This is a genomic window from Streptomyces sp. a15 (assembly GCF_059026085.1).
Genome location: NZ_JBWLKM010000001.1, coordinates 80992 through 106781, shown reverse-complemented (window position 1 = coordinate 106781; position 25790 = coordinate 80992). Strand labels below are relative to the sequence as shown.

At 71.1% G+C, this 25790-nt stretch carries 18 protein-coding genes; 12 read left to right on the top strand and 6 right to left on the bottom strand.

The annotated features are described in order from the left end of the window. Positions 1-15: 15 nt before the first annotated feature. Positions 16-1194, top strand: a complete 1179-nt coding sequence (gene moeZ, locus AC5P09_RS00470; RefSeq protein WP_493871874.1) for an adenylyltransferase/sulfurtransferase MoeZ — start codon at positions 16-18, stop codon at positions 1192-1194. An 86-nt stretch (positions 1195-1280) separates the two neighbouring features. Here the strand turns inward: moeZ and AC5P09_RS00465 are convergent, their stop codons facing one another. From AC5P09_RS00465 to AC5P09_RS00455, 3 genes are all read right to left on the bottom strand, one after another. Then, entirely contained in the window at positions 1281-2831 is a 1551-nt protein-coding gene (locus AC5P09_RS00465) for an alpha/beta hydrolase (RefSeq protein WP_493871873.1), read from the bottom strand. 139 nt (positions 2832-2970) lie between these two features. After that, on the bottom strand, positions 2971-4515 hold the full coding sequence (locus tag AC5P09_RS00460; RefSeq protein WP_493871872.1) for an alpha/beta hydrolase: 1545 nt from the start codon (positions 4513-4515) through the stop codon (positions 2971-2973). Between the two features lie 89 nt (positions 4516-4604). Continuing rightward, the gene (locus AC5P09_RS00455) at positions 4605-7391 is read right to left on the bottom strand and encodes a lysylphosphatidylglycerol synthase transmembrane domain-containing protein (protein ID WP_493871871.1); all 2787 of its coding nucleotides are present in this window, start codon (positions 7389-7391) and stop codon (positions 4605-4607) included. Positions 7392-7577: 186 nt separating this feature from the next. Between AC5P09_RS00455 and AC5P09_RS00450 the strand changes: the two genes are divergently transcribed. From AC5P09_RS00450 to nudC, 5 genes are all read left to right on the top strand, one after another. Further along, complete coding sequence (locus tag AC5P09_RS00450) at positions 7578-7964, top strand: MGMT family protein (RefSeq protein ID WP_493871870.1); 387 nt, start codon at positions 7578-7580, stop codon at positions 7962-7964. Positions 7965-8281: 317 nt separating this feature from the next. Further along, complete coding sequence (locus AC5P09_RS00445; RefSeq protein ID WP_493871869.1) at positions 8282-11689, top strand: ATP-dependent helicase; 3408 nt, start codon at positions 8282-8284, stop codon at positions 11687-11689. A 105-nt stretch (positions 11690-11794) separates the two neighbouring features. After that, positions 11795-15325 (top strand): ATP-dependent helicase, encoded by a 3531-nt coding sequence (locus AC5P09_RS00440; protein WP_493871868.1) that lies wholly within the window; start codon positions 11795-11797, stop codon positions 15323-15325. A 10-nt stretch (positions 15326-15335) separates the two neighbouring features. Then, a complete protein-coding gene (locus tag AC5P09_RS00435) occupies positions 15336-16748 on the top strand; it encodes a dipeptidase (protein WP_493871867.1) in 1413 nt (470 codons plus the stop codon). Positions 16749-16902: 154 nt separating this feature from the next. Further along, entirely contained in the window at positions 16903-17847 is a 945-nt protein-coding gene (gene nudC / locus AC5P09_RS00430; RefSeq protein WP_493871866.1) for an NAD(+) diphosphatase, read from the top strand. Between the two features lie 67 nt (positions 17848-17914). Here the strand turns inward: nudC and AC5P09_RS00425 are convergent, their stop codons facing one another. Further along, a complete protein-coding gene (locus AC5P09_RS00425) occupies positions 17915-18157 on the bottom strand; it encodes a mycoredoxin (protein ID WP_266434053.1) in 243 nt (80 codons plus the stop codon). A 197-nt stretch (positions 18158-18354) separates the two neighbouring features. On the opposite strand from AC5P09_RS00425, the gene AC5P09_RS00420 reads away from it, so the two are divergent. The 5 genes from AC5P09_RS00420 (at position 18355) to AC5P09_RS00400 (ending at position 22252) form a co-directional block, all read left to right on the top strand. Then, positions 18355-20553, top strand: a complete 2199-nt coding sequence (locus AC5P09_RS00420) for an ATP-dependent DNA helicase UvrD2 (RefSeq protein ID WP_493871865.1) — start codon at positions 18355-18357, stop codon at positions 20551-20553. 166 nt (positions 20554-20719) lie between these two features. Further along, entirely contained in the window at positions 20720-21040 is a 321-nt protein-coding gene (locus AC5P09_RS00415; RefSeq protein ID WP_266434050.1) for a hypothetical protein, read from the top strand. A gap of 175 nt (positions 21041-21215) precedes the next feature. Further along, a complete protein-coding gene (locus tag AC5P09_RS00410; protein ID WP_252546277.1) occupies positions 21216-21584 on the top strand; it encodes a WhiB family transcriptional regulator in 369 nt (122 codons plus the stop codon). Then, a complete protein-coding gene (locus AC5P09_RS00405) occupies positions 21581-21904 on the top strand; it encodes a putative WhiB-interacting protein (RefSeq protein ID WP_266434045.1) in 324 nt (107 codons plus the stop codon). The genes AC5P09_RS00410 and AC5P09_RS00405 overlap by 4 nt, the downstream gene beginning before the upstream one ends. Positions 21905-22042: 138 nt before the next feature. Further along, entirely contained in the window at positions 22043-22252 is a 210-nt protein-coding gene (locus tag AC5P09_RS00400) for a hypothetical protein (RefSeq protein WP_493871864.1), read from the top strand. A gap of 15 nt (positions 22253-22267) precedes the next feature. On the opposite strand, the gene AC5P09_RS00395 is transcribed toward AC5P09_RS00400, so the two are convergent. After that, a complete protein-coding gene (locus AC5P09_RS00395) occupies positions 22268-23644 on the bottom strand; it encodes an ABC1 kinase family protein (RefSeq protein ID WP_493871863.1) in 1377 nt (458 codons plus the stop codon). Continuing rightward, positions 23637-24851: a TOMM precursor leader peptide-binding protein gene (locus tag AC5P09_RS00390; protein WP_493872289.1), complete on the bottom strand. Its 1215-nt coding sequence runs from the start codon at positions 24849-24851 to the stop codon at positions 23637-23639. Before AC5P09_RS00390 ends, AC5P09_RS00395 begins: the two co-directional genes overlap by 8 nt. A gap of 276 nt (positions 24852-25127) precedes the next feature. Between AC5P09_RS00390 and AC5P09_RS00385 the strand changes: the two genes are divergently transcribed. Further along, positions 25128-25724: a M48 metallopeptidase family protein gene (locus AC5P09_RS00385; protein WP_493871862.1), complete on the top strand. Its 597-nt coding sequence runs from the start codon at positions 25128-25130 to the stop codon at positions 25722-25724. Positions 25725-25790 lie beyond the last annotated feature (66 nt).

The window sequence follows — 25790 nt, the reverse complement described above, 5'->3', positions numbered from 1 at the left end:
ACCAACGGAGTCCCCGTGTCGCTGCCACCCCTGGTCGAGCCCGCTGCCGAGCTCACCGTAGACGAGGTCCGCAGGTACTCCCGCCACCTGATCATCCCCGACGTCGGGATGGACGGGCAGAAGCGGCTGAAGAACGCCAAGGTGCTCTGTGTGGGCGCCGGCGGCCTGGGCTCGCCGGCGTTGATGTACCTGGCCGCCGCGGGCGTGGGCACGCTCGGCATCGTGGAGTTCGACGAGGTCGACGAGTCGAATCTGCAGCGTCAGATCATCCACAGCCAGGCCGACATCGGCCGCTCCAAGGCCGTGTCCGCGCGCGACTCCGTCCTCGGCATCAACCCGTACGTCAACGTGGTCCTTCACGAAGAGCGGCTCGAAGCCGAGAACGTGATGGACATCTTCAGCCAGTACGACCTGATCGTCGACGGCACGGACAACTTCGCGACCCGCTACCTGGTCAACGACGCGTGTGTGCTGCTGAACAAGCCCTACGTGTGGGGCTCGATCTACCGCTTCGACGGTCAGGCCTCCGTGTTCTGGTCCGAGCACGGCCCCTGCTACCGCTGCCTCTACCCCGAGCCCCCGCCGCCGGGCATGGTCCCCTCCTGCGCCGAGGGCGGTGTCCTGGGCGTGCTGTGCGCGTCCATCGGCTCCATCCAGGTCAACGAGGCCATCAAACTCCTCGCGGGCATCGGCGAGCCGCTCGTCGGCCGCCTGATGATCTACGACGCCCTGGAGATGCAGTACCGCCAGGTCAAGGTCCGCAAGGACCCGGACTGCGCGGTCTGCGGCGAGAACCCGACCGTCACCGAGCTCATCGACTACGAGGCCTTCTGCGGCGTCGTCTCCGAGGAGGCCCAGGAAGCGGCCGCCGGCTCGACGATCACTCCCAAGCAGCTCAAGGAGTGGATCGACGACGGCGAGAACATCGAGATCATCGACGTCCGTGAGATCAACGAGTACGAGATCGTCTCCATCCCGGGCGCCAAGCTGATCCCGAAGAACGAGTTCCTCATGGGCACCGCCCTGGAGACCCTCCCGCAGGACAAGAAGATTGTCTTGCACTGCAAGACGGGTGTCCGCAGTGCGGAAGTCCTCGCGGTACTGAAGTCCGCGGGCTTCTCCGACGCCGTGCACGTCGGCGGCGGCGTGATCGGCTGGGTCAACCAGATCGAGCCGAGCAAGCCGGTCTACTGACCGCACCAGCCGGTCTACCGACCCGGCATCCCGGCCTGAGCGGCGGGGGCCTCGCGCACCGACGGTGCCCGAGGCCCCCGCCGTCTTCATGAGCAGACCTTGCCGTCCCTCGGCACCGTTCCGGCCAGCAGATACGCGTTCACCGTGGAGTCCACGCAGTCGCTCCCGCTGCCGTACGCACCGTGGCCCTGGCCCTTCCAGGTGAGCACCACGCCTACGCCCTTGCCCAGCTCGTCCGCCATCTTCTGCGCGCCCTCGTACGGCGTCGCAGGGTCGCCCGTGTTGCCGACCACCAGGATCGGCGCCGCTCCGGGCGCGCTCACCTCCGGGCTCTCGTGCTGCCCGGCCACCGGCCAGTTGTGACACCAGCCGGCCGTGTCCCAGCCGAGGAAGGTTCCGAAGACGGGCGAGATCTTCTCGAACTCCGGCAGCAGCTTCTTCGTCTCCGCGGCCGTCGGCCGCTGCTTGTCGTCCAAGCACGATATGACCCGTTGCGAGTGGGTCGTCGTGCCGTAGCGACCCGACGGGTCACGCTCGTTGTAACCGTCCGCGAGCGCCAGGAGCTCCGACCCGTCGCCCTGCTCCGCCGCCTCCAGGGCGCTGGTCAGTGTGGGCCAGCTGTCCTGGCTGTACAGCGGCAGGACGATGCCCGTGACGGCGAGTGTCTGCGTCAGTTCCCGCCCGGAGGACGTCGGCAGCGGGTTCTCGTCGATCTCCTTCAGCAGGTCCGCGATCTTCTGCGAACCCTGCTCCGGGTCCTGGCCGGTGGACTTCAGGTAGTCGTCCAGAGCGCGCTGGAAGCCCCGGGCCTGGTTCTTCGCATGGCCGACCGTGTCGGCACTCGGGTCGACGACCGCGTCCAGGATCAGTCGTCCCACGTTCTTCGGGAACAAGTGGGCGTAGACGCCGCCGAGTTCGGTGCCGTACGAGATGCCGAAGTAGTGCATCTTCCGGTCGCCGAGGACCTGGCGCATCAGGTCCATGTCGCGGGCGGTGTCGGTGGTCGAGACGTGCGCCAACAGGTTTCCGGCGTCCTTCGCACAGCCCTTGCCGAAGTCGGCGGCGTCCTTGAAGTACGCCGACTCCTCGGACGGCGTGTCCGGTGAGACGTCCACCGACTCGGCGGTCTGGATCTCCTTGTCGCTGCGGCAGCGGACGCCCTCGCTGGCGCCCACTCCGCGCGGGTCCCAGCTGACCAGGTCGTACCGCTCGCGGAGGAGGGAAGTGGTGGCGGCATACGCAGGCATCGTGGACACACCGGAGCCGCCGGGGCCGCCGAAGTTGAACAGGAGCGAGCCGATGCGGTTGTCGCCCCGGGCCTTGGTGCGGATCAGTGCGAGGCCGATCGTCTCGTCGTCCGGCTTCGACCAGTCCAGCGGCACCTTGAGTGTCGCGCACTGCCAGTCGCTGCCCGGCGCGGAGGAGTCCGCGGTGGCCTTGCAGCGCGCCCAGTCGAGCTTCTGGGAGGTCAGTGAGGAGGGCAGGGCGGAGTCGGCCGTACCGGAGGATTCGGCCGACGGCTGTGCCCGGCCGGTCTTCCGGCCGCCCTTGTCATCGCTTGACGAGCCGCCGCTGCAACCCGTCACCAGCAGTGCGGCGGCGGCGCCCAGGGCCGTCCACCGTACGAAACGCGTCATTGCACTTCCCCCCTCGCAGGCCGTCCGCCCTGTGCCGCGGATGGCTGTCCGGCCATGGTAGGCGGATCTCGACTCAGCCGCTGCGGCCTGTGGATAACGTTCTGACCTGCGAGTTCTCGCCGATTCGGGGCGAGATGTGTCAGGAGCAGACGGTTTTGGCCGCGGGAATCCTCCCGTCCAGCAGATAGCCGTTCACGGCGTCCTGCACGCACTTGTTCTTGCTGTCGTACGCACCGTGCCCCTGCCCCCGGTAGGTCAGCTCGACACCGACACCCTCGCCCAGAGCGTCCACCATCCTCCTCGCACCCTCGTACGGGGTGGCCGGGTCGCCGGTGTTGCCCACGACGAGGATCGGCGCGGAGCCGGGTGCGCTCACGTCGGGATGGTCGGCGGCGCCCGGCACGGCCCAGTCGGTGCAGCTGACCATGCCCCAGGCCAGGAAGTCGCCGAAGAGGGCGGAGGCGGCCCGGAACTCGGGCAGTTTCCGCTCCACGTGCTCGGCGGTGTACCGCGGCTTGTCGTCGGCGCAGTTGATGGCGATGTTGGCGGCGGTGATGTTGCTGTACTCGCCGTCCTGGTTGCGGCCGTTCATCGAGTCGGACAGCGCCATCAGGATCTGCCCGTTCCCGTCGTACGCCTGCTCTAGGCCCTCTGTGAGGTACTCCCAGAAGTCCTGCGAGTACAGCGCCTGCGCGATGCCGTTGGTCGCGGCGGTCTGGGTCAGCTCGCGCGGGGGGATGCCGAGGATCGGCTTGCGGTCGAGGTCCTTGAGCAGTTTGGCGATGCGGTCCTTGACGTCCTGAGGGGTGTCGCCGACCGGGCAGTCCTCGGCCTTGGAGGTGCAGCCCTCGGCGTAGTTGTCGAGAGCGAGCTGGAAGCCCCTGGCCTGTCCGAGCGAGCCCTGTTCGGCGTTCTGCGTCGGGTCCACGACCGCGTCGAAGACCGCGCGGCCGACGCGCTTGGGGAACAAGTGGGCGTAGACGCCGCCGAGTTCGGTGCCGTACGAGATACCGAAGTAGTGCAGTTCGGCGTCGCCGAGGACCTGGCGCATCAGGTCCATGTCGCGGGCCGCGTCGGTGGTGCGGACATGTGGCAGCACCTTCTTGGAGTTCGTCTCGCAGTCCTCGTTGAACTCCTTGGTGTTGTCCAGGAGCGTGCTGCGCTCGGCCGCGTCGTCGGGAGTGGCGTCCTGCTGGAAGAAGGCGTCCAGTTGGAGGTCGTTCTGGCACTCCACGGGGGCGCTGCGGCCGACCCCGCGCGGGTCGAAGCTGACCAGGTCGTAGCGGGTGCGCAGTTTCGCGTAGTCCTCGCCGAAGGCGGGCAGCGTGGTGACGCCGGAGCCGCCGGGGCCGCCGAAGTTGAAGACCAGCGAGCCGATGCGTTCGCTCTCGTCGCCGCTCGCCCTCGCCCGGATCAGCGCGAGCTTGATCGTGTCGCCCTTGGGCTCGGCCCAGTCCAGGGGCGTCTTCATCGTGGCGCACTGCCACTTGTCGCCGTCCGCGAGCGAGGACGGGGCGTCACCGCCGCCTTCCGCCGGGGACGGTGCCGGACAGTCCTCCCAGCTCAGTTCCTGGGCCGACAGGTCCTCGTCCTGGGAGTCGTCGCCGCAGCCCGCCAGCACGGAGGACAGCAGAAGGGCGGTGGCGGTGAGGGCAGCGGCGCGCAGCCGGGGAGGATTCGGCATGACCCCATCCTGCGGTCGCACACGACGGGACGCTCGGGGCGCGAGCCGTACGAGGTACGCCGCCGGGACCGCCGTACCGGATGCTCGTACTACAGCGCTCCCTTGCGCGTGAGGTGGTTGAAGGCGAGCCAGCCGGGCAGCACCGGCAGCCACAGCGTCAGCAGACGGAAGAGCAGCACCGCCGGCGCGGCGACCTCCTTGGGGAGGCCGACGGCGATCAGACCGACCGTCAGCGTCGCCTCCACCGCGCCCACACCGCCCGGCGTCGGGGCCGCGGACCCCAGCGCGTTGCCGGCGAGGAAGACGACGGCGACGCTGGCGATGCTGATCGAGGTGCCCTCGGTGCCGAACGCCCGGATCGAGGCGTCCAGACACATCACGAAGCAGGCTGTCAGGAGCAGCATGCCGCCGATCCCGGTGATCAGCTTCTGCGGCCGCTGGAGCACGTCGAGCATGCGCGGCACGACACCCGCGAACAGCGACCTCACGCGCGTGACGACGAATTTCCGCAGGAACGGTACCGAGGTCACCACGAGCACGAGCACCGCCACCGTCAGCAGACCCGCGATGACCGTCCGGGACGGCGACAGCGACGGTGTCTTCTCGGTGCCGGTCAGATAGCCGAAGGAGAGCAGCATCAGGATGTGGCAGCCGAGCCCGAACAGCTGCGACGCGCCGACGCTCGCCACCGCGAGCCCGGGCCGCACGCCCGCGCGTTGCAGGAAGCGTGTGTTGAGGGCGACGCCGCCCACGGCGGCCGGCGCGACGATCTTCACGAACGAGCCGGCGACCTGGGCCGCCACGGTCCGCACGAACGGCACCCGCTCGGGCACGAAGCCCAGCAGGGCCATCGCCGCCGCCAGGTAGCTCAGCGCGGAGAAGACCACGGCGGCAGCGACCCAGCCCCACTCGGCGTTCTCGATGAGCGGGCCGAACTCGATGTGCGTGAGCTGCGTCAGCAGGAAGTACGCGCCGATCGCGCCGGCGATGAAACTGAGCAGCGTGCGCAGCCGCACCCGCTCCAGGCGGGCCGGCTCCACCGGGGCCTGCGGCCTGATCAGCAGCACCTCGTGGCGGATCTGCGTGAGCAGGTCCTCCTCGCGCGCCTCTTCCAGGGCCTCGTCGATGGCCCGCTTCTCGGCCCTGGCCTCCGCCTTCACGGCCCTCTTGTCGGGCTTTTCGAGTACGGGCCGGGTCGGGTGCGGCGCTTCCTCCAAGCGGGCCTGCTTGTCCTGCCGGGACCCCTCGAGGACCGCCTCCCGCTCGCGTTCGGCGCGCTCCCGGGCCAGTCTGCGCAGCGTCGCGCGCGTGGAGCGGCTCAGCGCGATGGGCTGCAGCATCGGCAGACAGTCGGCCACGGCGTCCGGACCTAGCACCTCCACCGCCGCGGCCACCGCGCGCTGGGCGCCCACCCTGAGACCGAGCGTCACCAGCAGCTGGGAGGTGTCCATGCGCAGCAGCAGGTCGCCGGCCGCGATCTCGCCGACGCGCAGGTCGGTGAGGATCACCGTGCCGGAACGATCCACCAAAATCGCGTCGCCGACGAGCCTTCGGTGCGCAATGCGCCGGGACTGCAGCGCCCGCACCTGGTGCCAGGTGTCGCGCAGCAGTTCATCGGTGATCTCCTCGTCCGCGAGCGAGTCGAGGGTGCGCCCGCCGGTGTGCTCGTAGACGAGCATCACCGCGTCGGGGCCGAGTTCGGAGGTCGCGATCAGCTTGGGCGCGTTGGCGCCGGCCGCGATAGCCGCGTAGGCGAGCAGCGCTTCCTGCTCCAGCGCCTGCCGCAGCGACTGGAGGCTGCTGCGGGTGGCGAAGCCGCGCAGGGTCAGATTGCGATAAGCACGGTAGAAGAAGCCCTGGGCCTGCTGCTCCCGGTCGACGACCGTGACGTCCAGCGGTGGACCGTCCTCCAGGGTGACGAAATAGCGTCGGCCGCGGTCTCCGGTCTCCGGGGTCTCCGCCACCTCCTCGCGAGCCGCGCTCACCGGGCGGAAGCCGACGTGGCTGAGGCCCGCCATCAGCGTCCGGCCGGTGGGGCGGACGTTGGGCGAGCCGACCGCGTAGAGCGTCCCGTAGGCCACGGTCCAGCCGATGAGCACCGTCAGGATGATCGAGAACGGTGTCGTGTAGCCGGTGACGAGCATCGAGAACGCGTCGAGCAGCAGCACGATCCACAGCACGGCCCGCCAGCGCGGCCGGCGCGACATGCCCACGGCCGTCATGTACGCGATGACGGGCGCCAGATAGCCGTGCACGGGGTCGGTGAGGGCGTGGATGTCGCCGGGGGAGGGCTGGGTGAGCGCCTCCTGGATCGAGTCGGGTGCGGCCTTGGCGACCCACAGGTCGGTGGCGAGGGTCACTCCGTGCGCCAGGACGGCCGCGAGGACGCCGTCGGCGATGCGCAGCCCGTCGCGTTTGATCAGCCGCTCGATCGCGAACGCGACCGGCACCAGGAGGATCGCGATGCTGGACGCCAGCCCCGCGATCTTGATCAGCAGATCCGGTGCCCGTCCGGTGCCCTTGTTGATGTCCTGCTCGAGGCCCGAGGTGGTGCCGTGGGCGAACGCGGCGATCGCGAGTAGCAGGGCCACCGCCAGCACGCCCACCAAGAGCCGCATGAGATCGTTGGGCCGGTGCACGCGCGCGGGGAGGAGAGGTTCGTCACCCTCGACCTCGTCGGCGTGTACCTCGTCAGGATCGCCGGAGTCGGGCCCGGACGGTGTCGAGGGCGCCTCCTTGTCGGCGTCTCCCGCACCCTTCTCGTCCGTCTCCCCGTCCGCCTTGTCCGTCTTCTCGTCCGCGTCGGCGGTGTCCGGGCGCGACGATGCGGCAGGGGTGCTCTCCGCGCCCTCGGGATGCACACCCTGCTGCTTCATCGTCTCTTCTTGGTCTCGTATCACCGGTCACCGCCCGCACGATGGTGGCATGCCCCACCGACACAGGGGGGTGTCAGGGTGCACAAGCGGGGGCGCACAGTCTGCCGGAAGCGCCGTCTCAGGGCGAGGGATACCCACAGTCGTGAGCGCGTCACATTGTCGGTGGGGTGGGGCAGGATGGGGCGGATGAGCGAGGAGAGCCTTCCGGACCAAGCCCGCGCGGAGTACGCGGACGCGCTGCCGGAGTACGCCGAGCGAGTCCTCGACGTCGCCGAACGGATTCCGCCCGGCCGCGTCATGACGTACGGGGACATCGCGGAGTGGCTGGAGGAGGGCGGACCCCGTCAGGTGGGACGCGTCATGGCGCTCTACGGGGGAGCCGTTCCGTGGTGGCGGGTCGTCCGCGCGGACGGTGTCCTGCTGCCGGGCCACGAGCTGGAGGCCCTCGGCCGCTACCGCGCGGAGTGCACGCCCCTGAAGGAGGCGAGCAGGGCCGCCGAGGGCCATCTCCCGCGGATCGACATGAGACGGGCGCGGTGGGACGGCGGTGAACGCGCGGAGGGTCACACCTGACAGCTTCCGCCATCGGGCGGCCTCACGGGCGGCCGGACGGCCGTACGGGCGAAACAGGGCGCGTCCGTGACATGACGGTGAAAAGGGGACACGTGCGTGATGTGCCTGGGAAAAGCAGGCATGTCCGAGGCATGCCGTACGTTCGTGGGACGAGGGGCGTACGTGTCGAGAGTGCCGTGAGGGAAGAAGAGGAAGCCCTGCTTCCGCGCCTCCCGTCGGCGTAGCGTCGGCTGCACGTGCCCCCTTCATCCCGCGATCACCGTCCTCCCCGCACGGAGGACAGCCCCACTGCACACCCACCAGGACCGGCGAACCACGTGAGCTCCTCTTCCTCCACCAAGCGCCTGTCGCACCCACAGGGGCGACAGGGGAACCGTGGCGCTTACCGACTGGTGCGTACCCCGCCGGCCCGCGTGGATCCCCCTCGTCTGGACGCCGCACAGCGCGCCGTGGTTGACCACGCCACCGGCCCGCTGCTCGTTCTCGCAGGTCCGGGCACCGGAAAGACCACCACGCTCGTCGAGTCGGTGGCGGCGAGGATCGCCCGGGGCGGTGACCCCGCGCGGGTGTTGGTGCTGACGTTCAGCCGTAAGGCGGCCGTCGAGCTGCGCGACCGCATGGCGCTGCGCATAGGGGCGGCGCGGGCGCCCCAGGCGACCACCTTCCACTCGTTCTGCTACGCCCTGGTCCGCGCCCACCAGGACACCGACCTGTTCGTGGAGCCCCTCAGGCTGCTGTCCGGTCCCGAGCAGGACGTCGCCGTCCGTGAACTGCTCGCTGGCCAGCCCGACCTGGAACGGCTCGGCCTCGCGCACGTGCGCTGGCCGGACGAACTGCGCGCCTGCCTGACCACCCGAGGCTTCGCCGACGAGGTCCGCGCGGTCCTCGCCCGCAGCCGCGAACTGGGCCTGGGCCCGGGCGCCCTGGACTCCTTCGCCCGCCGCATCGGCCGCCCCGACTGGCGTGCGGCGGCCGCCTTCCTCGCCGAGTACCTCGACGTCCTCGACCTGCAGGGCGTGCTCGACTACGCCGAACTGGTCCACCGCGCGGTCCTCCTCGCCCGCCGCCCCGAGGTCGCCGAGCGGCTCGCCGCGCAGTACGACGCCGTCTTCGTCGACGAGTACCAGGACACCGATCCGGCCCAGGTACGACTGCTGCACGCGCTCGCCGGCGGCGGCCGCACCCTCGTCGCCTTCGGCGACCCCGACCAGTCGATCTACGCGTTCCGCGGCGCCGACGTGAACGGCATCCTGGACTTCCCCCAGGCCTTCCCACGCGCGGACGGCCGTCCGGCGCCCGTCGAGGTCCTGCGCACCTCACGCCGCTCCGGAGCCTCATTGCTGGTCGCGACCCGGCTGCTGACCCAGCGCATGCCGCTGACCCGCCTTCCGGCCCACAAGGTGCGCGCCCACCGGGAGCTGACTCCCGTCCGGGACGGAGGCCGCGTCGAGGTGTACACCTACCCGACGACCGGCACCGAGCTGGACAACATCGCCGACATCCTCCGCAGGGCACACCTGGAGGACGGCGTCCCCTGGGGCGAGATGGCCGTCCTGGTGCGCGCCGGATCCCGCACCATCCCGACGGTCCGCCGCGCGCTCACCGCGGCCGGCGTGCCCCTGGACATCGACGGTGACGACCTGCCACTGCGGCACGAGCCGGCGGTGGCCCCGCTGCTGACGGCATTGCGGGCGGTGGCAGCGGCGGAAGCTACAGAGCAGGCCGCAACAGGGGAGGCCACGGAGCAGGCCGCAGAAGCCGCAGAAGCCGAAGAAGGGGAGGCCACGCAAGAGGAGGCCACGGAGCAGCCCTCGGAAGGGGCTCCCTCTGAAGAGCGGGAGCCCGAGACCTGCTGGCTCGACACCGAAACCGCCCTCACCCTCCTCGCCTCCCCCCTCGCAAGCATGGACGCCGCCGACCTGCGCCGCCTCGGCCGTGCCCTGCGCGACGAGGAGCGGGCCGCGGGCAACCCTCTGCCGCCGCCCTCGGACGAGCTGCTCGCGCGGGCGCTGGCCGAGCCGGAGCGCCTGGCCGTGCACGACCCCACGTACGCGCGGGGAGCCCAGCGGCTCGGCGCGCTGTTGAGGAAGGCCCGTGAGCGTCTCGCGGGTGGCGGTACGGCCGAAGAGGCGCTGTGGGACCTCTGGGAGGGCACGCCGTGGCCCACGCGCCTGGAGCGGTCCGCCCGTCGCGGCGGCGCCGCGGGACGCAACGCCGACCGGGACCTGGACGCCGTGTGCGCGCTGTTCGCGACCGCCGCCCGCGCGGAGGAGCGCACCGGCGGCCGGGGCGCCCTGAACTTCCTGGAGGAGATCGACGCCGAGGACATCGCCGCCGACACGCTCACGCGGCGTGCCGTGCGCCCCGACGCCGTCCGCCTGATGACCGCGCACCGCTCCAAGGGCCTGGAATGGCGGCTCGTCGTCGTCGCGGGCGCCCAGGAGGGGCTGTGGCCGGACCTGCGCCGGCGTGGCTCCCTCCTGGAGGCCGACCGCATCGGCCGCGACGGGCTCGCCGAACCGCTCACCCCGGGGGCGCTGCTCGCCGAGGAGCGCCGCCTGTTCTACGTGGCCGCCACGCGCGCGCGTGAACGCCTCGTGGTCACCGCGGTCAAGGCGCCCGCCGACGACGGCGACCAGCCCTCCCGCTTCCTGACCGAACTCGGGGTCGAACCCAGGGACGTCACAGGCCGCCCCCGCCGCCCGCTGTCGGTGGCCGCGCTGGTCGCGGAACTCCGCGCCACCACCGTCGACCCGCGCGTCTCGGACACCCTCAGGGAGGCAGCCGCCCGCCGGCTGGCCCGGCTCGCCGCACTCGCCGACGAGGACGGCCGCCCCCTGGTGCCGTCCGCCCACCCCTACCGCTGGTGGGGCATGTTCGAACCGACCGAGAGCAAGATCCCGCTGCGCGACCGCGACCAGCCCGTCGTGCTCTCCGGCAGCGCCCTCGACCAGCTTGCCAACACCTGCGCCCTGCAGTGGTTCCTGGGCCGCGAGGTGAAGGCCGACGCGCCCGCGACGGTCGCCCAGGGCTTCGGCAACGTGGTGCACGTCCTCGCCGACGAGGTCGCCTCCGGGCACACCCCGGCCGACCTGGCCGTCCTCATGGAACGCCTCGACTCCGTGTGGAACGCGCTCGCCTTCGACGCGCCGTGGAAGTCTGCGCAGGAGAAGGACAACGCGCGCGTGGCCCTCGAACGCTTCCTGAAGTGGCATGTCATGGACCGCAGCGGGCGCACACCGGTCGCCAGCGAGCACGACTTCGACGTGACCCTCGAGGCGGGCGAGGTCGAGGTGCGCATCCGCGGCCAGATGGACCGCGTGGAGGCCGACGGCGAGGGCCGCGCCTACGTCGTCGACTTCAAGACCGGCAAGCAGGCGCCCAGCGCCGCCGAGGTGGAGCACCACCCCCAGCTCGCCGTCTACCAGCTCGCCGTCCGCGAGGGCGCCGTCGACGAGGCCTTCGACGGAGTGCGCCCCGAGCCGGGCGGCGCCGAACTCGTCCAGCTCCGCCAGGGCGCCGCCAAGCGGGACGGCGGCGAGACCCTGCCCAAGGTGCAGGCCCAGGAGCCGCTGGAAGGGGAGTGGGTCGGCGATCTGCTGGCCACGGCCGCCGGCAAGGTCCTCGACGAACGGTTCACGCCGAGTGCGGGCCAGCACTGCTCGCACTGCGCGTTCCGGGCGTCGTGCAGCGCGCAGCCGGAGGGACGGCACGTGGTGGAGTGAGCACACTGGTGTGATCAGTTGCACCACGTGTGCTGACCTGCGCTTCACCCGGCCCCGAGGGCGATGTGTCCTCGACTGTCAGTGGCCGCCGCTAGCCTCTCCGTCATGCCCGCCCGTATCACCGATCCCGATCAGCTCAAGGAGCTCCTCGGCATCCCGTTCACCCCGGAGCAGACGGCCTGCATCACCGCGCCGCCCGCGCCGCAGGTGATCGTGGCCGGAGCCGGCTCGGGCAAGACGACGGTGATGGCGGCCCGCGTGGTGTGGCTGGTCGGCACCGGCCAGGTGGCTCCCGAACAGGTGCTCGGCCTCACCTTCACCAACAAGGCCGCCGGTGAGCTCGCCGAGCGGGTCCGCAAGGCGCTGATCAACGCCGGCGTCACCGACCCCGACGTCATCGACCCGGACAACCCGCCGGGCGAGCCGGTGATCTCCACCTACCACGCCTTCGCGGGCCGCCTGCTGACCGACCACGGCCTGCGTATCGGCCTCGAACCGACCTCCCGCCTGCTCGCCGACGCCACCCGCTTCCAGCTCGCCGCGCGCGTGCTGCGCGAGGCCCCCGGCCCCTACCCGGCGCTGACCCGCTCCTTCGCCGACCTGGTCAGCGACCTCCTCGCGCTCGACGCCGAGCTCGCCGAACACCTCGTACGACCCGAGGACCTGCGTGCCTACGACGCCGACCTGCTGCGTGCTCTGCAGGGCGCCAAGCTCACCAACGACGCCTTGCGCAAAGTGCCCGAGACGGCCGCCGCCCGCCGTGAACTCGCCGAACTGGTCGTCTGCTACCGCACCGCCAAGCGCGACCGCGACCTGCTGGACTTCGGCGACCAGATCGCCCTGTCCGCCCAGCTCGCCCGGATCCCCGAGGTGGGCCGCGTCCTGCGCGACGAGTTCCGGGTGGTGCTCCTGGACGAGTACCAGGACACCTCCGTGGCCCAGCGCGTCCTCCTGGCCGGCCTGTTCGGCGGCGGCACCGGCCACCCCGTGACCGCGGTCGGCGACCCCTGCCAGGCGATCTACGGCTGGCGCGGCGCCTCCGTAGCCAACCTGGACGACTTCCCGGAACACTTCGCCCATGCCGACGGCGGCCTCGCCGCCCGTCAGTCGCTCAGCGAGAACCGCCGCAGCGGCGGCCGCCTCCTCGACCTCGCCAACGGCCTCGCCGAGCCGCTGCGCGCCATGCACGCGGGCGTGGAGGCCCTGCGCCCGGCCCCGGGCGCCGAACGCGACGGCATGGTCCGCTGCGCCCTCCTGCCGACCCACGCCGAGGAGATCGACTGGCTCGCCGATTCCATCGCGCACCTGGTGAACACGGGCAAGGCACCCGGTGAGATCGCCGTCCTGTGCCGTACGGCCACCGACTTCGCCGAGATCCAGGGCGCGCTCGTCGCCCGGGACGTCCCCGTGGAGGTCGTCGGCCTGTCCGGGCTGCTGCACCTGCCCGAGATTGCCGACCTCGTCGCCGTCTGCGAGGTCCTCCAGGACCCCGGCGCCAACGCCTCCCTCGTCCGTCTGCTGACCGGCCCGCGCTGGCGCATCGGCCCGCGCGACCTCGCCCTCCTGGGGCGGCGCGCCCGGCTGCTCGTCTCCCACGCGCGCGTGGACGGCGACGACGACCCGGACCGCCGGCTCGCCGAGGCCGTCGAAGGGGTCGACCCGTCCGAGGTGATATCGCTCGCCGACGCCCTCGACACGTTCCTGGAGACGCCGCTCGACGGCGACGGGGACGACGACGGACTGCCGTTCTCGCCGGACGCGCGCGTGCGGTTCGCGCGCCTGGCCACCGAACTGCGCGACCTGCGCCGCTCGCTGTCCGACCCGCTGATGGACGTCCTGCACCGCGTCCTCGCCGTCACCGGCCTGGAGGTGGAACTGTCGGCGTCCCCGCACGCCCTGGCCGCCCGCCGCCGCGAGACCCTCTCCAACTTCCTGGACGTCGCCGCCTCGTTCGCCGCCGGCGACAACGAGACGAGCCTGCTCGCCTTCCTCGCCTTCCTGCGCACCGCCGCCCAGTACGAGAAGGGCCTCGACAACGCCCTCCCCGGCGGCGAGAACACCGTCAAGGTGCTCACCGCACACAAGTCCAAGGGCCTTGAGTGGGACGTCGTGGCCGTCCCCGGACTGGTCACGGGCACCTTCCCCAGCACCCAGGGCCGCGAGAAGTGGACCGCCCAGGGCAAGGTGGTGCCGCACGAACTGCGCGGGGACGCCGACACCCTCCCCGACGTCACCTCCTGGGACTCCCGCGGCCTGAGGGCCTTCCACGAGGACATGAAGGAGCACCAGCACACCGAGGAACTCCGCCTCGGCTACGTCACCTTCACCCGCCCCCGCTCCCTGCTGCTCGGCTCCGGCCACTGGTGGGGCCCCACCCAGAAGAAGCCCCGCGGGCCGTCCGACTTCCTCCAGGCTCTGTACGAGCACTGCGCGGCCGGGCACGGCGAGATCGAGGCCTGGGCGGACGAGCCCGCCGAGGACGAGGAGAACCCGGCCCTGCACCAGCGGACCGCCGACCAGGTGTGGCCCCTGCGCCTGGACGAGACATCCCTGGCCCGCCGCCGAGCGGCCGCCGAGACGGTCCTGACCCACCTGGAACACCTCGCCTCCCACGAGGACGGCCACCCCGCCGCCCTGCACGACCCGGACACCTTCGACGATCCGGACTGGCCCGTGCCGCCGGACGACGACGTGGTTCCCGGGGACGACGCGGTTCCCGAGCCCGACCCCTACGAGCTTGACCTCTACGAGGAGGCCCCGTTCGCCGGGGAGGACTCGGCCGACTGGGACTCCTGGAGTGCGGATCGCCCGACCGTCCCGCACCAGGCCGTGGGGCCGGGCGCCACGGAACACCCCCGTACGGAACCCGTGCGCCCCCACCCCACAGAACCGGAAAACGCGCCCCTTACCCCGGAGGAAGCCCGCACCATCGCCTCCTGGGACCGTGATCTCGACGCCCTCACCGGTGAACTCCTGCGCGCCCGCGAGAGCGTCACCGACGTCCCCTTGCCCGCGTCGCTGACTGCGTCCCAGCTGATGCGCCTGGCCGCCGACCCGGCGGGCCTCGCCCAGGAACTGGCCCGTCCCATGCCCCGCCCGCCGCAGCCGGCAGCGCGCCGTGGTACCCGCTTCCACGCCTGGATCGAGTCCCGCTTCGAGGCGCTGACGCTGCCCATGCTGGAGCCGGAGGAACTGCCCGGCAGCGAGGCCGAGGTCGCCGACGAACGCGATCTCGAAGCCCTCAAGGACGCCTTCGAGCGCACCGAGTACGCCCAGCGCACGCCCTACCGCGTGGAGGCCCCCTTCCAGCTGGCGATCGCCGGGCGCGTGGTCCGGGGCCGTATCGACGCCGTCTACAAGGAGGGCGACGGCCCGACGGCCACGTACGAGATCGTCGACTGGAAGACCAGCCGCACCCGCACCGCGGATCCGCTCCAGCTCGCCGTCTACCGGCTCGCCTGGGCCGAGCGGCAGAGCGTACCCCTGGAGTCGGTCACGGCGACCTTCCTCTACGTACGCAGCGGCGAGGTCGTACGACCGGACGACCTGCCCGGCAGAGCAGCACTGGAGCGGCTGCTGCTGGAGGAGCCGGGGGGTGAGGAACCGCACGACGAGGATGTCGGTGCGGGCCGATAGGCTCGTGACCATGAGCCAGCCCGTTGACAGTGCCGTCAGCGCCGTCCGTACGTACATCGCGCGGCACCGTGCCGCCTTCCTCGACGAGCTCGTCGAGTGGCTGCGCATCCCGTCCGTGTCGGCCCAGCCCGACCACGCGACCGACGTACGCCGCAGCGCCGACTGGCTCGCCGCCAGGCTTCAGGAGACCGGCTTCCCGACCGCCGAGGTCTGGGAGACACCGGGCGCGCCCGGTGTCTTCGCCGAATGGCCCTCCGACGACCCCGAGGCGCCCACGGTCCTGGTCTACGGCCACCACGACGTGCAGCCCGCCGCCCGCGAGGACGGCTGGGACAGCGAGCCCTTCGAGCCCGTCGTCCGGGAGAACCGTCTCTACGCGCGCGGGGCGGCCGACGACAAGGGCCAGGTGTTCTTCCACACACTCGGCGTCCGCGCCCACCTCGCCGCCACCGGCCGCACCGCGCCGGCCGTGCACCTCAAGCTGCTGATCGAGGGCGAGGAGGAGTCCGGCTCCCCGCACTTCCGCGCACTCGTCCAGGAGCACGCGGAAAGGCTCGCCGCCGACGTCGTCATCGTCTCCGACACCAGCATGTGGTCCGAGGACACCCCCACGGTATGTACCGGCATGCGCGGCCTCGCCGAGTGCGAGATACGGCTGTACGGCCCCGACCAGGACATCCACTCCGGCGCCTTCGGCGGCGCCGTCCCCAACCCGGCCACGGCCGCTGCCCGCCTCGTCGCCGCCCTGCACGACGAGCACGCGCGCGTGGCGGTCCCCGGCTTCTACGACGGCATCGTCGAGCTCACCGACCGCGAACGCGCACTCTTCGCCGAGCTGCCCTTCGACGAGCAGGAGTGGCTGCGCACGGCCAAGTCGCACGCCACCCACGGCGAATCCGGGCACACCACCCTGGAGCGCATTTGGGCCCGCCCCACCGCCGAGGTCAACGGCATCGGCGGCGGCTACCAGGGCCCCGGCAGCAAGACGATCGTCCCGTCCGCCGCCATGGTGAAGCTCTCCTTCAGGCTGGTCGCGGGCCAGGACCCCGACCACATCGAGAAGGCCGTCCGTGACTGGGCCGCCGAGCAGGTACCCGCGGGGATCCGGCAGGAGATCACCTTCACCGGATCAACGCGCCCGTGCCTGACGCCGCTGGACCACCCGGCCTTGCAGTCCGTCGTCCGCGCCATGGGCCGAGCCTTCGACAAGCCCGTCGGCTTCACTCGTGTGGGCGGCTCGGGACCGGCCGCCGATCTCGAAGAGGTCCTCGGCGCACCCGTGCTCTTCCTCGGCATCTCCGTCCCGTCCGACGGCTGGCACGCCCCGAACGAGAAGGTCGAGCTGGACCTCCTCCTCAAGGGCGTCGAGACCACCGCGTACCTCTGGGGCGATCTCGCGGAGAACCGGCGCCATGCGCCCTGACCGTCCCGCACCGCCCGGATCGGCATGGCATGCGGGGCACACTGGAAGAACCGCCCCGTACCGCCACGCCCCGCCGGACCCGGTCGCCTCCCGCCGTACGTCCCGCTGAACCGCCCGCGAAACACCCTTTTCCCCGGGGGAGTTGGAAGCACTCGTGACCACCTGGACCGACCACACCGCCGACCGCCCCATCTCGCTCACCGCTCCGAGCGGCATCGACCGGGCCGCCCACCACCGGCTCGACGAGGCCTGGCTCGCGGCGGCATGGAGCCACCCCACCACCCGTTGCTTCGTGGTCTCCGGCGGCCAGGTCCTCATCGACGAGACGGCCGAGGGCCGTACCGAACTCGTCATGACCCCGTCCTTCGAGGCACCTCTCACCGAGGCACACCGCTACTTCCTCGGCATCGACGAGGACGGCGTGCGCTACTTCGCCCTCCAGAAGGACGCGCTTCCCGGGCGTATCGACCAGTCCGCACGCGCGGCCGGCCTGCGCGAGGCCGGCCTCCTCCTGTCGCCGCGCGAGGCCGGTCTGATGGTGCACGCGGTCGGGCTGGAGAACTGGCAGCGCACGCACCGCTTCTGCTCCCGCTGCGGCGAACGCACGGTCATCGCCGCGGTCGGCCACATCCGCCGCTGCCAGGCCTGCGGTGCCGAGCACTACCCGCGCACCGACCCCGCCGTGATCATGGCCGTCACCGACGAGGACGACCGCATACTTCTGGGCCGTCAGGTCCACTGGCCCGAAGGCCGCTTCTCGACGCTCGCCGGATTCGTCGAACCCGGCGAGGCCGTCGAGCAGTCGGTGCGCCGCGAGGTCTTCGAGGAGGCCGGGATCACGATCGGCCAGGTCGAGTACGTCGCCAGCCAGCCCTGGCCCTTCCCGTCCAGTCTCATGCTGGGCTTCATGGCCCGCGCCACCTCGACCGACATCAATGTCGACGGCGACGAGATCCACGAGGCCCGCTGGTTCTCCCGCGACGAACTCGGCGCCGCCTTCGAGTCCGGCGAGGTGCTCCCGCCGTACGGCATCTCGATCGCGGCCCGCCTGATCGAGCTCTGGTACGGCAAGCCGCTGCCGACGAGGAGCTTCGTCTGACAAACCACAAGAAGGCGGTCCCTGACGCACGTCAGGGACCGCCTTCCGGAACACGTCCGCGCAGCGGTTACGCGCCGATCTTCTGCTTGACCTGAGCCAGCGAAGGGTTCGTGAGCGTCGAGCCGTCCGGGAAGAGCACGGTCGGAACCGTCTGGTTCCCGCCATTCGCCTTCTCGACGAACGCGGCGGAGTCAGGGTCCTGCTCGATGTTGATCTCGTTGTACGCGATGCCCTCGCGGTCCATCTGGCTCTTCAGCCGACGGCAGTAGCCGCACCACGTGGTGCTGTACATCGTCACAGTGCCCTGCATGTCTCTCGTGCTCCTTCGGCGGTCGGCGGATGTGCGCTCGCAGTGGGGAAACGTATGTGAAAGGACCACCATTCCCCGTGGCCGGGGTCCGCCGGACGTGACACCTGCCGCATTAGCCTGCCGCATTAGTACGACTACGAGTGCCTGCCTGTGGACAACCGGCTCACCCGTCTCCGGCGACCTGGCAGCATGGCCGTGTGACAGCAGCAACGCACTCCACCCTTTTCCCGCAGACACCGGGCTCGGCCGACGCGGTGCTCGAAGGGCTCGACCCCGAGCAGCGCGAGGTGGCCACCGCCCTGCACGGCCCGGTGTGCGTGCTGGCGGGCGCCGGCACGGGCAAGACACGGGCGATCACCCACCGCATCGCCTACGGCGTGCGCGCCGGGATCCTCCAGCCCTCCAGCGTGCTGGCCGTCACCTTCACCAACCGTGCCGCCGGGGAGATGCGCGGCCGGCTGCGCCAGCTCGGCGCCGCCGGTGTCCAGGCCCGCACCTTCCACTCGGCCGCCCTGCGCCAGCTCCAGTACTTCTGGCCGAAAGCCGTCGGCGGCTCCATGCCCCGGCTGGTCGACCGCAAGGTCCAGCTCGTCGCCGACGCTGCCGCCGCCTGCCGCATCCGCCTCGACCGGGGCGAGCTGCGGGATGTCACCGGTGAGATCGAGTGGTCCAAGGTCACCCAGACCGTCCCCGCCGACTACGCCCTCGCGGCCGCCAAGGCCGGCCGCGAGGCCCCCCGGAACCCGGCAGAGATCGCCCAGGTCTACTCCGCCTACGAGGACCTCAAGCGCGCCCGCGGGGTCATCGACTTCGAGGACGTCCTGCTGCTGACCGTCGCGGTCCTCCAGGACCGGCACGACATCGCCGAGCAGGTCCGTTCCCAGTATCAGCACTTCGTGGTCGACGAGTACCAGGACGTCAGTCCCCTCCAACAGCGCCTGCTGGAGCTGTGGTTGGGCGACCGGGAGAACCTGTGCGTGGTCGGCGACGCCAGCCAGACGATCTATTCGTTCACAGGAGCAACTCCCGACCACCTGCTCGACTTCCGCACCCGTCACCCCGGGGCCACCGTCGTCAAGCTGGTCCGCGACTACCGCTCCACTCCGCAGGTGGTCCATCTCGCCAACGGCCTGCTCGCCCAGGCCCGGGGCCGCGCCGCCGACCACCGGCTGGAGCTGATCTCCCAGCGCGCTGCCGGCCCCGAGCCCGTCTACACCGAATGCACCGACGAGCCCGCCGAGGCCGAGGGCGCCGCCCGCCGCATTCGCGAGCTCATCGACGCGGGCTGCCGGGCCAGCGAGATCGCCGTCCTGTTCCGCACCAACTCCCAGTCCGAGACCTACGAACAGGCCCTCGCCGACGCCGGAGTCCCCTACCAGCTGCGAGGCGCCGAGCGGTTCTTCGACCGCCCTGAGGTGCGCAAGGCGGGCATCGCCCTGCGGGGCGCGGCCCGCTTCGGCGGCAACGACTCCCTCCTCGACGACGCCGTCGACCTGCCCTCCCAGGTGCGTGCCGTGCTGTCGGGCGAGGGCTGGACCACCCAGCCGCCGGCCGGCTCCGGGGCCGTCCGAGAGCGCTGGGAGTCGCTGGCCGCCCTGGTGAACCTCGCGCAGGACTTCGCCGCCTCCAGAACCGGCGCCACTCTGAGCGACCTGGTGGCCGAGCTCGACGAGCGGGCGAGCGCCCAGCACGCCCCGACCGTCGAGGGCGTCACGCTCGCCTCCCTGCACTCGGCCAAGGGACTGGAGTGGGACGTCGTCTTCCTGGTCGGTGTCGCCGAGGGCATGATGCCGATCACCTACGCAAAGACCGACGAGCAGATCGAGGAGGAGCGCCGCCTCCTCTATGTCGGCGTCACCCGTGCCAGAGAGCGCCTGTACGTGTCCTGGGCGCTGTCCCGCGCGCCCGGCGGCCGCCCCAGCCGCAAGCCCAGCCGCTTCCTCGACGGTCTGCGGCCCGGCTCGGCCGGCGCCGCCGGACGGAGTGCCGCGGGCCCCGGGGGTGTCGAGCGGGGCTTCACCACCAGCAGAGCCGGCGCCGCCGTCCCACGGCGCACGCAGCGCACCCCGGCGCGCTGCCGGGTGTGCGGGCGCACGCTCACCGACGCCGGTGAGATGAAGCTGATGCGCTGTGAGGACTGCCCGTCGGACATGGACGAGGGGCTCTACGAGCGCTTGCGCGAGTGGCGTGCGGTCCAGGCGCAGCGCAGCGGGCAGCCCGCCTTCTGCGTCTTCACGGACAAGACGCTGATGGCGATCGCGGAGTCCGTCCCCGACGACGACGCGGAGCTGGCGCGGATCCCCGGGGTCGGGATGCGCAAGCTCAACCGCTACGGAGCCGATGTCCTGGCGATCTGCGCAGGCCAGGACCTCGCAGGAGAAGAAGTTGAGGACTGACGCGAACTCGTCGAAAAAATAGTTTGCGCATGCCCCAGCAATCCCCATAGGTTCGTAGCCACGAGAACGGAGGCCTTCTCGGAGGCCCCGCTTTCGTGCTGTACTTGCATATCCGTCGGACCGGTTCACCCCCGGTCCCTCTAGACGCCGAGAGGAGGCGATTCCAGTGATCAGCATCAACTTCAGCTCCATCAGCACCGCCAAAGTGACCGATCGCTCGGTCGTCTCCACGTGCATGCTCGGCGTCTCGAACCTGGGCACCGGTCTGTCCGGCATTCCTGCCGTCCGTCCGGCGTCTTCTGTGTCTCTCGCGGGCCTTCCTGTCCGGGAGCGCAATGAGCGACCGACCAAGGCACTGGAAGCAGTAGGGGCACAGGCGCACGCCTATGCCTTTGCGGCCGCCGGTGCCGGTAGCCGGAAGCAGACGACGCAGCACCACCAGATGTGGGCCTTCCGTGGGCCAGAACCCTGGAGTGATCCAGCCTGATCGACCATCAGGCCGGCGCCTTCAGGGCCGCGGAACCCCATCCGGGATCCGCGGCCCTTCTGTTTGTCCCCGAACGGGGACGGCGGAGCGAAGGGGCCTCGGGACAAGAAAAGAACCCGGTACCAGCCGCCACTCGGCCCAACAGGGCCGGAACGACAGACGAGGAAGACGAACCGTGCAACTCGAAGCGCACGCCCCGTCCGTACCGCCTTCCGAAACGATCCCCCCGCCCGGCCTCACGGAGGACTCCACCTTGACTCCGCTCACTGCGCTCACCGCGCTCGACGACGCCATCGAGAACCTCGGCGTACCCGTCCCCTGCCGTTCGTACGACCCGGAGGTCTTCTTCGCCGAGTCGCCGGCCGACGTCGAGTACGCCAAGTCGCTCTGCCGCACCTGCCCGCTGGTCGAGGCCTGCCTCGCCGGTGCCAAGGAGCGGCGCGAGCCGTGGGGCGTCTGGGGTGGCGAGCTGTTCGTCCAGGGTGTCGTCGTAGCCCGGAAGCGGCCCCGTGGTCGCCCGCGCAAGAACCCGGTCTCGGCATGAACACCGCAGGAACGATCGATCGCCCCCTCACGCACGACCCCAAGAAGCAGGCCCCGATGAAGCCGTCCATCGACGAACTCGCAGGCTCCGCGCCTGAAGACTTCACCACCAGTGGTGCGATCGACTCGCGCCAGAACAGGACCCGAGAGATGCAACTCATTCCAGAAGCCCTGGCTCGTGCGCATATGCACGAGCGCCTGCAGGACGCCGAGCGGGAACGCCGGGCCACGCGCCTGGTGACCGCTCGCCGGATGCAGCGCCGGGCGGAGCGCGCCTCGCTGCGTGCCCGCCGCGCGCTCGCCATGGCCGTCATGCAGTAATCCCGAACACACCTGAAGCGGTGGCCTCCCGGCCAGGGAGGCGAAGCTCTTCCCGCGGGGGCCGGTCCGTCCGAACGGACCGGCCCCCGCGGTGCGTTGTGTCCGCCGATCCGCAGGCCGCGGGGATATCGTCGCCGAGTGACGAGTCTGTCCGGAGGCAGTGACGACGGCGGCTCCGCCAGGGAGTCCGAGCCCCTTGTGTGCGCTCGGTGCGGCACCGCGGCCGAGGGCCCGCAGCCCACTTGGACCTGCTCCGTGGAGAACGGCGTCCGTCAGTACTTCTGCGACACCTGCTCCCGGGAGAACCTCAGGGCGATCGAGGGGCGGCTGGACTCGGCCTGGTGGTGAGGCTCCCGCGAAGCCTCACGCCTCCGCCGCCGGCTCCTCCAGGGCCTCTTCCAGGTCTTTCTCCGGCAGGAACCCCGGCAGCCACTCCTCCAGTTCGTCACGCAGGCGCACTGTCGAGCCCAGCTGGCACAGCACCCCGATCGTGCTCAGCGTCACCCTGTGGATGAGGAGATACGCCGGCGGCAGGTTGAGCTGCTTGGCCAGCTGGTAGGCGGGGGAGCGCGGGTCGCCGATGCGGGTCGCCTGGCTGCGCATCCAGCTGCGGGTGAAGGTGAACTCCTCGGCCTGGGCCGGTTCGATGATCGGCAGGAGGTAGTCGAGGACGGCGTCCGGGTCCAGCTCTATGGATTCCTTGACGAAGCCCTCGGCGCGGAGGAGTTCGTAGACGGCGTCCGCCTCGCCGTCGAGCGTCATCCGCAGGGAGATGCCGATCGGGGTCGGCAGGCCACCCGGGAGACGGTCGACCGTGCCGAAGTCCAGGACGCCCAGGCGCCAGTCGTCCTCGCCTTCCGGGCCACCGGGCAGGAGGCGGAAGTTGCCTGGGTGCGGGTCGGCGTGCAGCAGCCCGGTGCGGGCGGGGCCGGAGAACAGGAAGCGGGCCAGGAGCTGGCCGGCCCGGTCGCGCTGTTCCCGGCTGCCGTCGGCGATCACCTCGGACATCGGGATGCCGTCCATCCACTCCGTGATCAGCACCTGGTCGCACTGATGCACCACATCGGGCACCACGACGTCCGGATCGCCGGCGAACTCCTCGGCATGGGCCCGCTGGGCCTGTGCCTCCAGGCCGTAGTCCAGTTCCTCGGAGACGCGGTCCTTGAGCTCCGAGATCAGCGGCTTGATGTCCACACCGGGAATGAGGGGACCCAGTAGGCGAGCGAAACGGCTCAACTGGTTCAGGTCGGACAGCAGGGCCTCGCCCGCTCCGGGGTACTGCACCTTGACCGCCACCTCGCGGCCGTCACGCCACACCCCGCGGTGCACCTGGCCGATGGAGGCGGCCGCCGAGGGCTTGTCCTCGAACTCGAGGAACAACTCCTGCCAGTCCTGGCCGAGCCGCTCCTCCAGCACCGCGTGCACGGTGCGCGTCGGCATCGGAGGCGCCGCCTCCTGGAGCTTGGTCAGCGCCGCTCGGTAAGGGCCGGCGATCTCCTCAGGGAGCGCCGACTCGAAGACGGACAGGGCCTGGCCGAACTTCATGGCGCCGCCCTTGAGCTCGCCGAGCACCTTGAACAGTTGGTCGGCTGTGCGCTGTTGCAGCTCGCGGCCGACCAGTTCGGCGGACTCGCCGACGATCCGCTTGCCCAGTCCCCAGGTCGCCCGTCCGGCGAAACCGAGCGGCAGCGCGGCGAGCTTGGCGGTACGGGTGACCGCCTTGCGGGGAAGATCAGACATGCGCCCTCCAGGTCCCAGCAAGCCGCGCCGCGTGTGTCGTACGGCGTAACTCCTTCGACGGTTGTTGCTCCGCCATTGTCTCGTGCGACTCCTCGTACTTGGGTGTGTGTTCCCCCTTACCTTTCTCCGCTGCTCCGCACCGGCATGCGGGGTGCCCCCAGACCGGCCGCGCATGCCAGTGAAGGGTGGGCAGGGAGACCTCCCAGCGTGCGCCGACGCTCGACGGGACCTTGCCGTCCAGGAAGGCGAGCGCGTGCGCGGCGGCAAGGCCCGCGACCGTCGTGGCCAGCGCCAGATCGCAGGAACGCTCCCGGCGCGGCCCGCCGGAGCGCCACTGTGCGATCAGACGGGGCCAGACCTGGTCACGGTCGGTGCGCGCCTCGTGCAGACAGCCGGCGCAGCCCGTCTCGCCCGGCAGCACGAACGGACCGACCACCCCGGTCGCCTCCACCACGCCAACGTACAGATGGGGTGTGCCGGAGGTGATCAGGGGGTCGGCGGCGGACGGGAGTGGCGCGTGCACGTCGACGTCGTCCCGTGGGGCGAGGATCACGAGGGAGAAGCCGGGGTCGTCGCTCTCGGACGGCGTGCGGGGGCCGCGGCGCGGTGGGCGGTCCGGCGCCGACCGTCGCACGGCGCGCCGCGCCGCCTCCTGCCTGCGGTCGCCGACGGACTCGGCGGGCAGCCCGCCCGGCGCGACGTCCCCCGGCTCGACCGAGCCCACATCGCGCACGTCGACCTCGCCCACCCCGGCCCCCGACAGCAGCGAGGCCAGGACCGCGCCCACCCGGCCTGCTCCTCTCACCTGGACGCGCAGGGAGCGGCGGGCGGCCAGGAGCCTGATCGCCTCGCCCGGTTCCGACGTGGTCAGGGAGAGCGAGGCCAGGTCGGGACGCAGCCGGTCGAGGACCTCCTTCTTCGTGCGCAGGGCCTCGGCGGCCGGCCCGCCGCCTTTGGCGTCGTCGACCAACCCGGCCCGCGCGAGCCGTTCCACCAGCGCGTCGACATGCCCGTCCGGCAGGTCCATGCGACGGCCCTCCTCCCGCAGGAGCGGCAGTCCGCGCGTGCCGTTGAGCAGGTCGAGGAAACTGCCCGTCGCCGTGTCCATCGGACCCAGCGTCATCGCGTGCGCCGGGGTCATCCCGAACTGCACGGTGTTGAGATCACGCCAGCCGCGCCGGAGTGCGGGCTTCACAAGCGGAACCAACGAAACCGTCGGATGCGGATCCATCGACTGCATGACAGGCCCCCGTAGCCCTCGTAGAACATCCCCGAACGTCCCCGCCTGCCGGTGGAGGTCGTCTCGCAGCTCCGCCGGCAGGAGCCAGCATGCCCGGGCCTGGCGCCGGGTGCCCAAAGTTGTCCACAGGCAGGGGGTGTTAGTCGTACAAGTCAGTCGTATGAATCAAACGCATGTGGGGGATCGGAACGGAACCGACCCGGAGTCGGGACTTCCCCTGTGCGCAACGGGTAACGTCGGGGCGTGTCCGCCGACCCACTGCACCGCGCCGGAACGCCACAGCGCAGTACGACGAGCCTGCCGCCGAGCGGCTCGGGGGCGAGCGCGATCGAGGTGCGCAGGAGTTCCCGTCGACGCCGGACGGTCTCCGCGTACCGCGAGGGCGATCGCACCGTCGTGCTCATCCCTGCCCGGATGTCCGAGGCCGAGGAGCAGCGCTGGGTGAGCGTCATGCTCGACAAACTGGCCGCCCAGGAGAGCAAACGGGTTCTCGGCGACGCCGAGCTGGCCGAGCGTGCCGAGCGCCTGTCGGCCCAGTACTTCGACGGCCGGGCCCGGCCGAACTCGGTGCGCTGGGTCACCAACCAGAACACCCGCTGGGGCTCGTGCACCCCGTCCGAGGGCAGCATCCGGCTGTCCCACCGCCTGCAGGGCATGCCCGAGTACGTCGTCGACTACGTCCTCCTCCACGAGCTGGCGCATCTGCTCGTCCCCGGGCACGGCCCCCGCTTCTGGCGGCTGCTGGAGGCGTATCCGCGCACCGAGCGGGCCCGCGGCTATCTCGAAGGAGTGGTCGCCGCCGAGCGGTTGCCCCACCTTCCGGCCGCGCGCGGAGAGTGACGGCCGCCCTGACGGCAGGTCGTATCGGGAGCCGCGCGGGATTTTGTACCGGATCTGTACCGACTT

What these genes read in the sequence shown, in the direction of transcription:
- AC5P09_RS00450 (WP_493871870.1), top strand. Translation starts at nt 7,578, where the DNA reads ATGAGCGAGGAGAGCCTTCCGGACCAAGCCCGCGCGGAGTACGCGGAC.
- AC5P09_RS00395 (WP_493871863.1), bottom strand. Translation starts at nt 23,644, where the DNA reads ATGTCTGATCTTCCCCGCAAGGCGGTCACCCGTACCGCCAAGCTCGCC.
- AC5P09_RS00465 (WP_493871873.1), bottom strand. Translation starts at nt 2,831, where the DNA reads ATGACGCGTTTCGTACGGTGGACGGCCCTGGGCGCCGCCGCCGCACTG.
- AC5P09_RS00405 (WP_266434045.1), top strand. Translation starts at nt 21,581, where the DNA reads ATGAACACCGCAGGAACGATCGATCGCCCCCTCACGCACGACCCCAAG.
- AC5P09_RS00440 (WP_493871868.1), top strand. Translation starts at nt 11,795, where the DNA reads ATGCCCGCCCGTATCACCGATCCCGATCAGCTCAAGGAGCTCCTCGGC.
- AC5P09_RS00455 (WP_493871871.1), bottom strand. Translation starts at nt 7,391, where the DNA reads ATGAAGCAGCAGGGTGTGCATCCCGAGGGCGCGGAGAGCACCCCTGCC.
- AC5P09_RS00435 (WP_493871867.1), top strand. Translation starts at nt 15,336, where the DNA reads ATGAGCCAGCCCGTTGACAGTGCCGTCAGCGCCGTCCGTACGTACATC.
- AC5P09_RS00425 (WP_266434053.1), bottom strand. Translation starts at nt 18,157, where the DNA reads ATGCAGGGCACTGTGACGATGTACAGCACCACGTGGTGCGGCTACTGC.
- AC5P09_RS00460 (WP_493871872.1), bottom strand. Translation starts at nt 4,515, where the DNA reads ATGCCGAATCCTCCCCGGCTGCGCGCCGCTGCCCTCACCGCCACCGCC.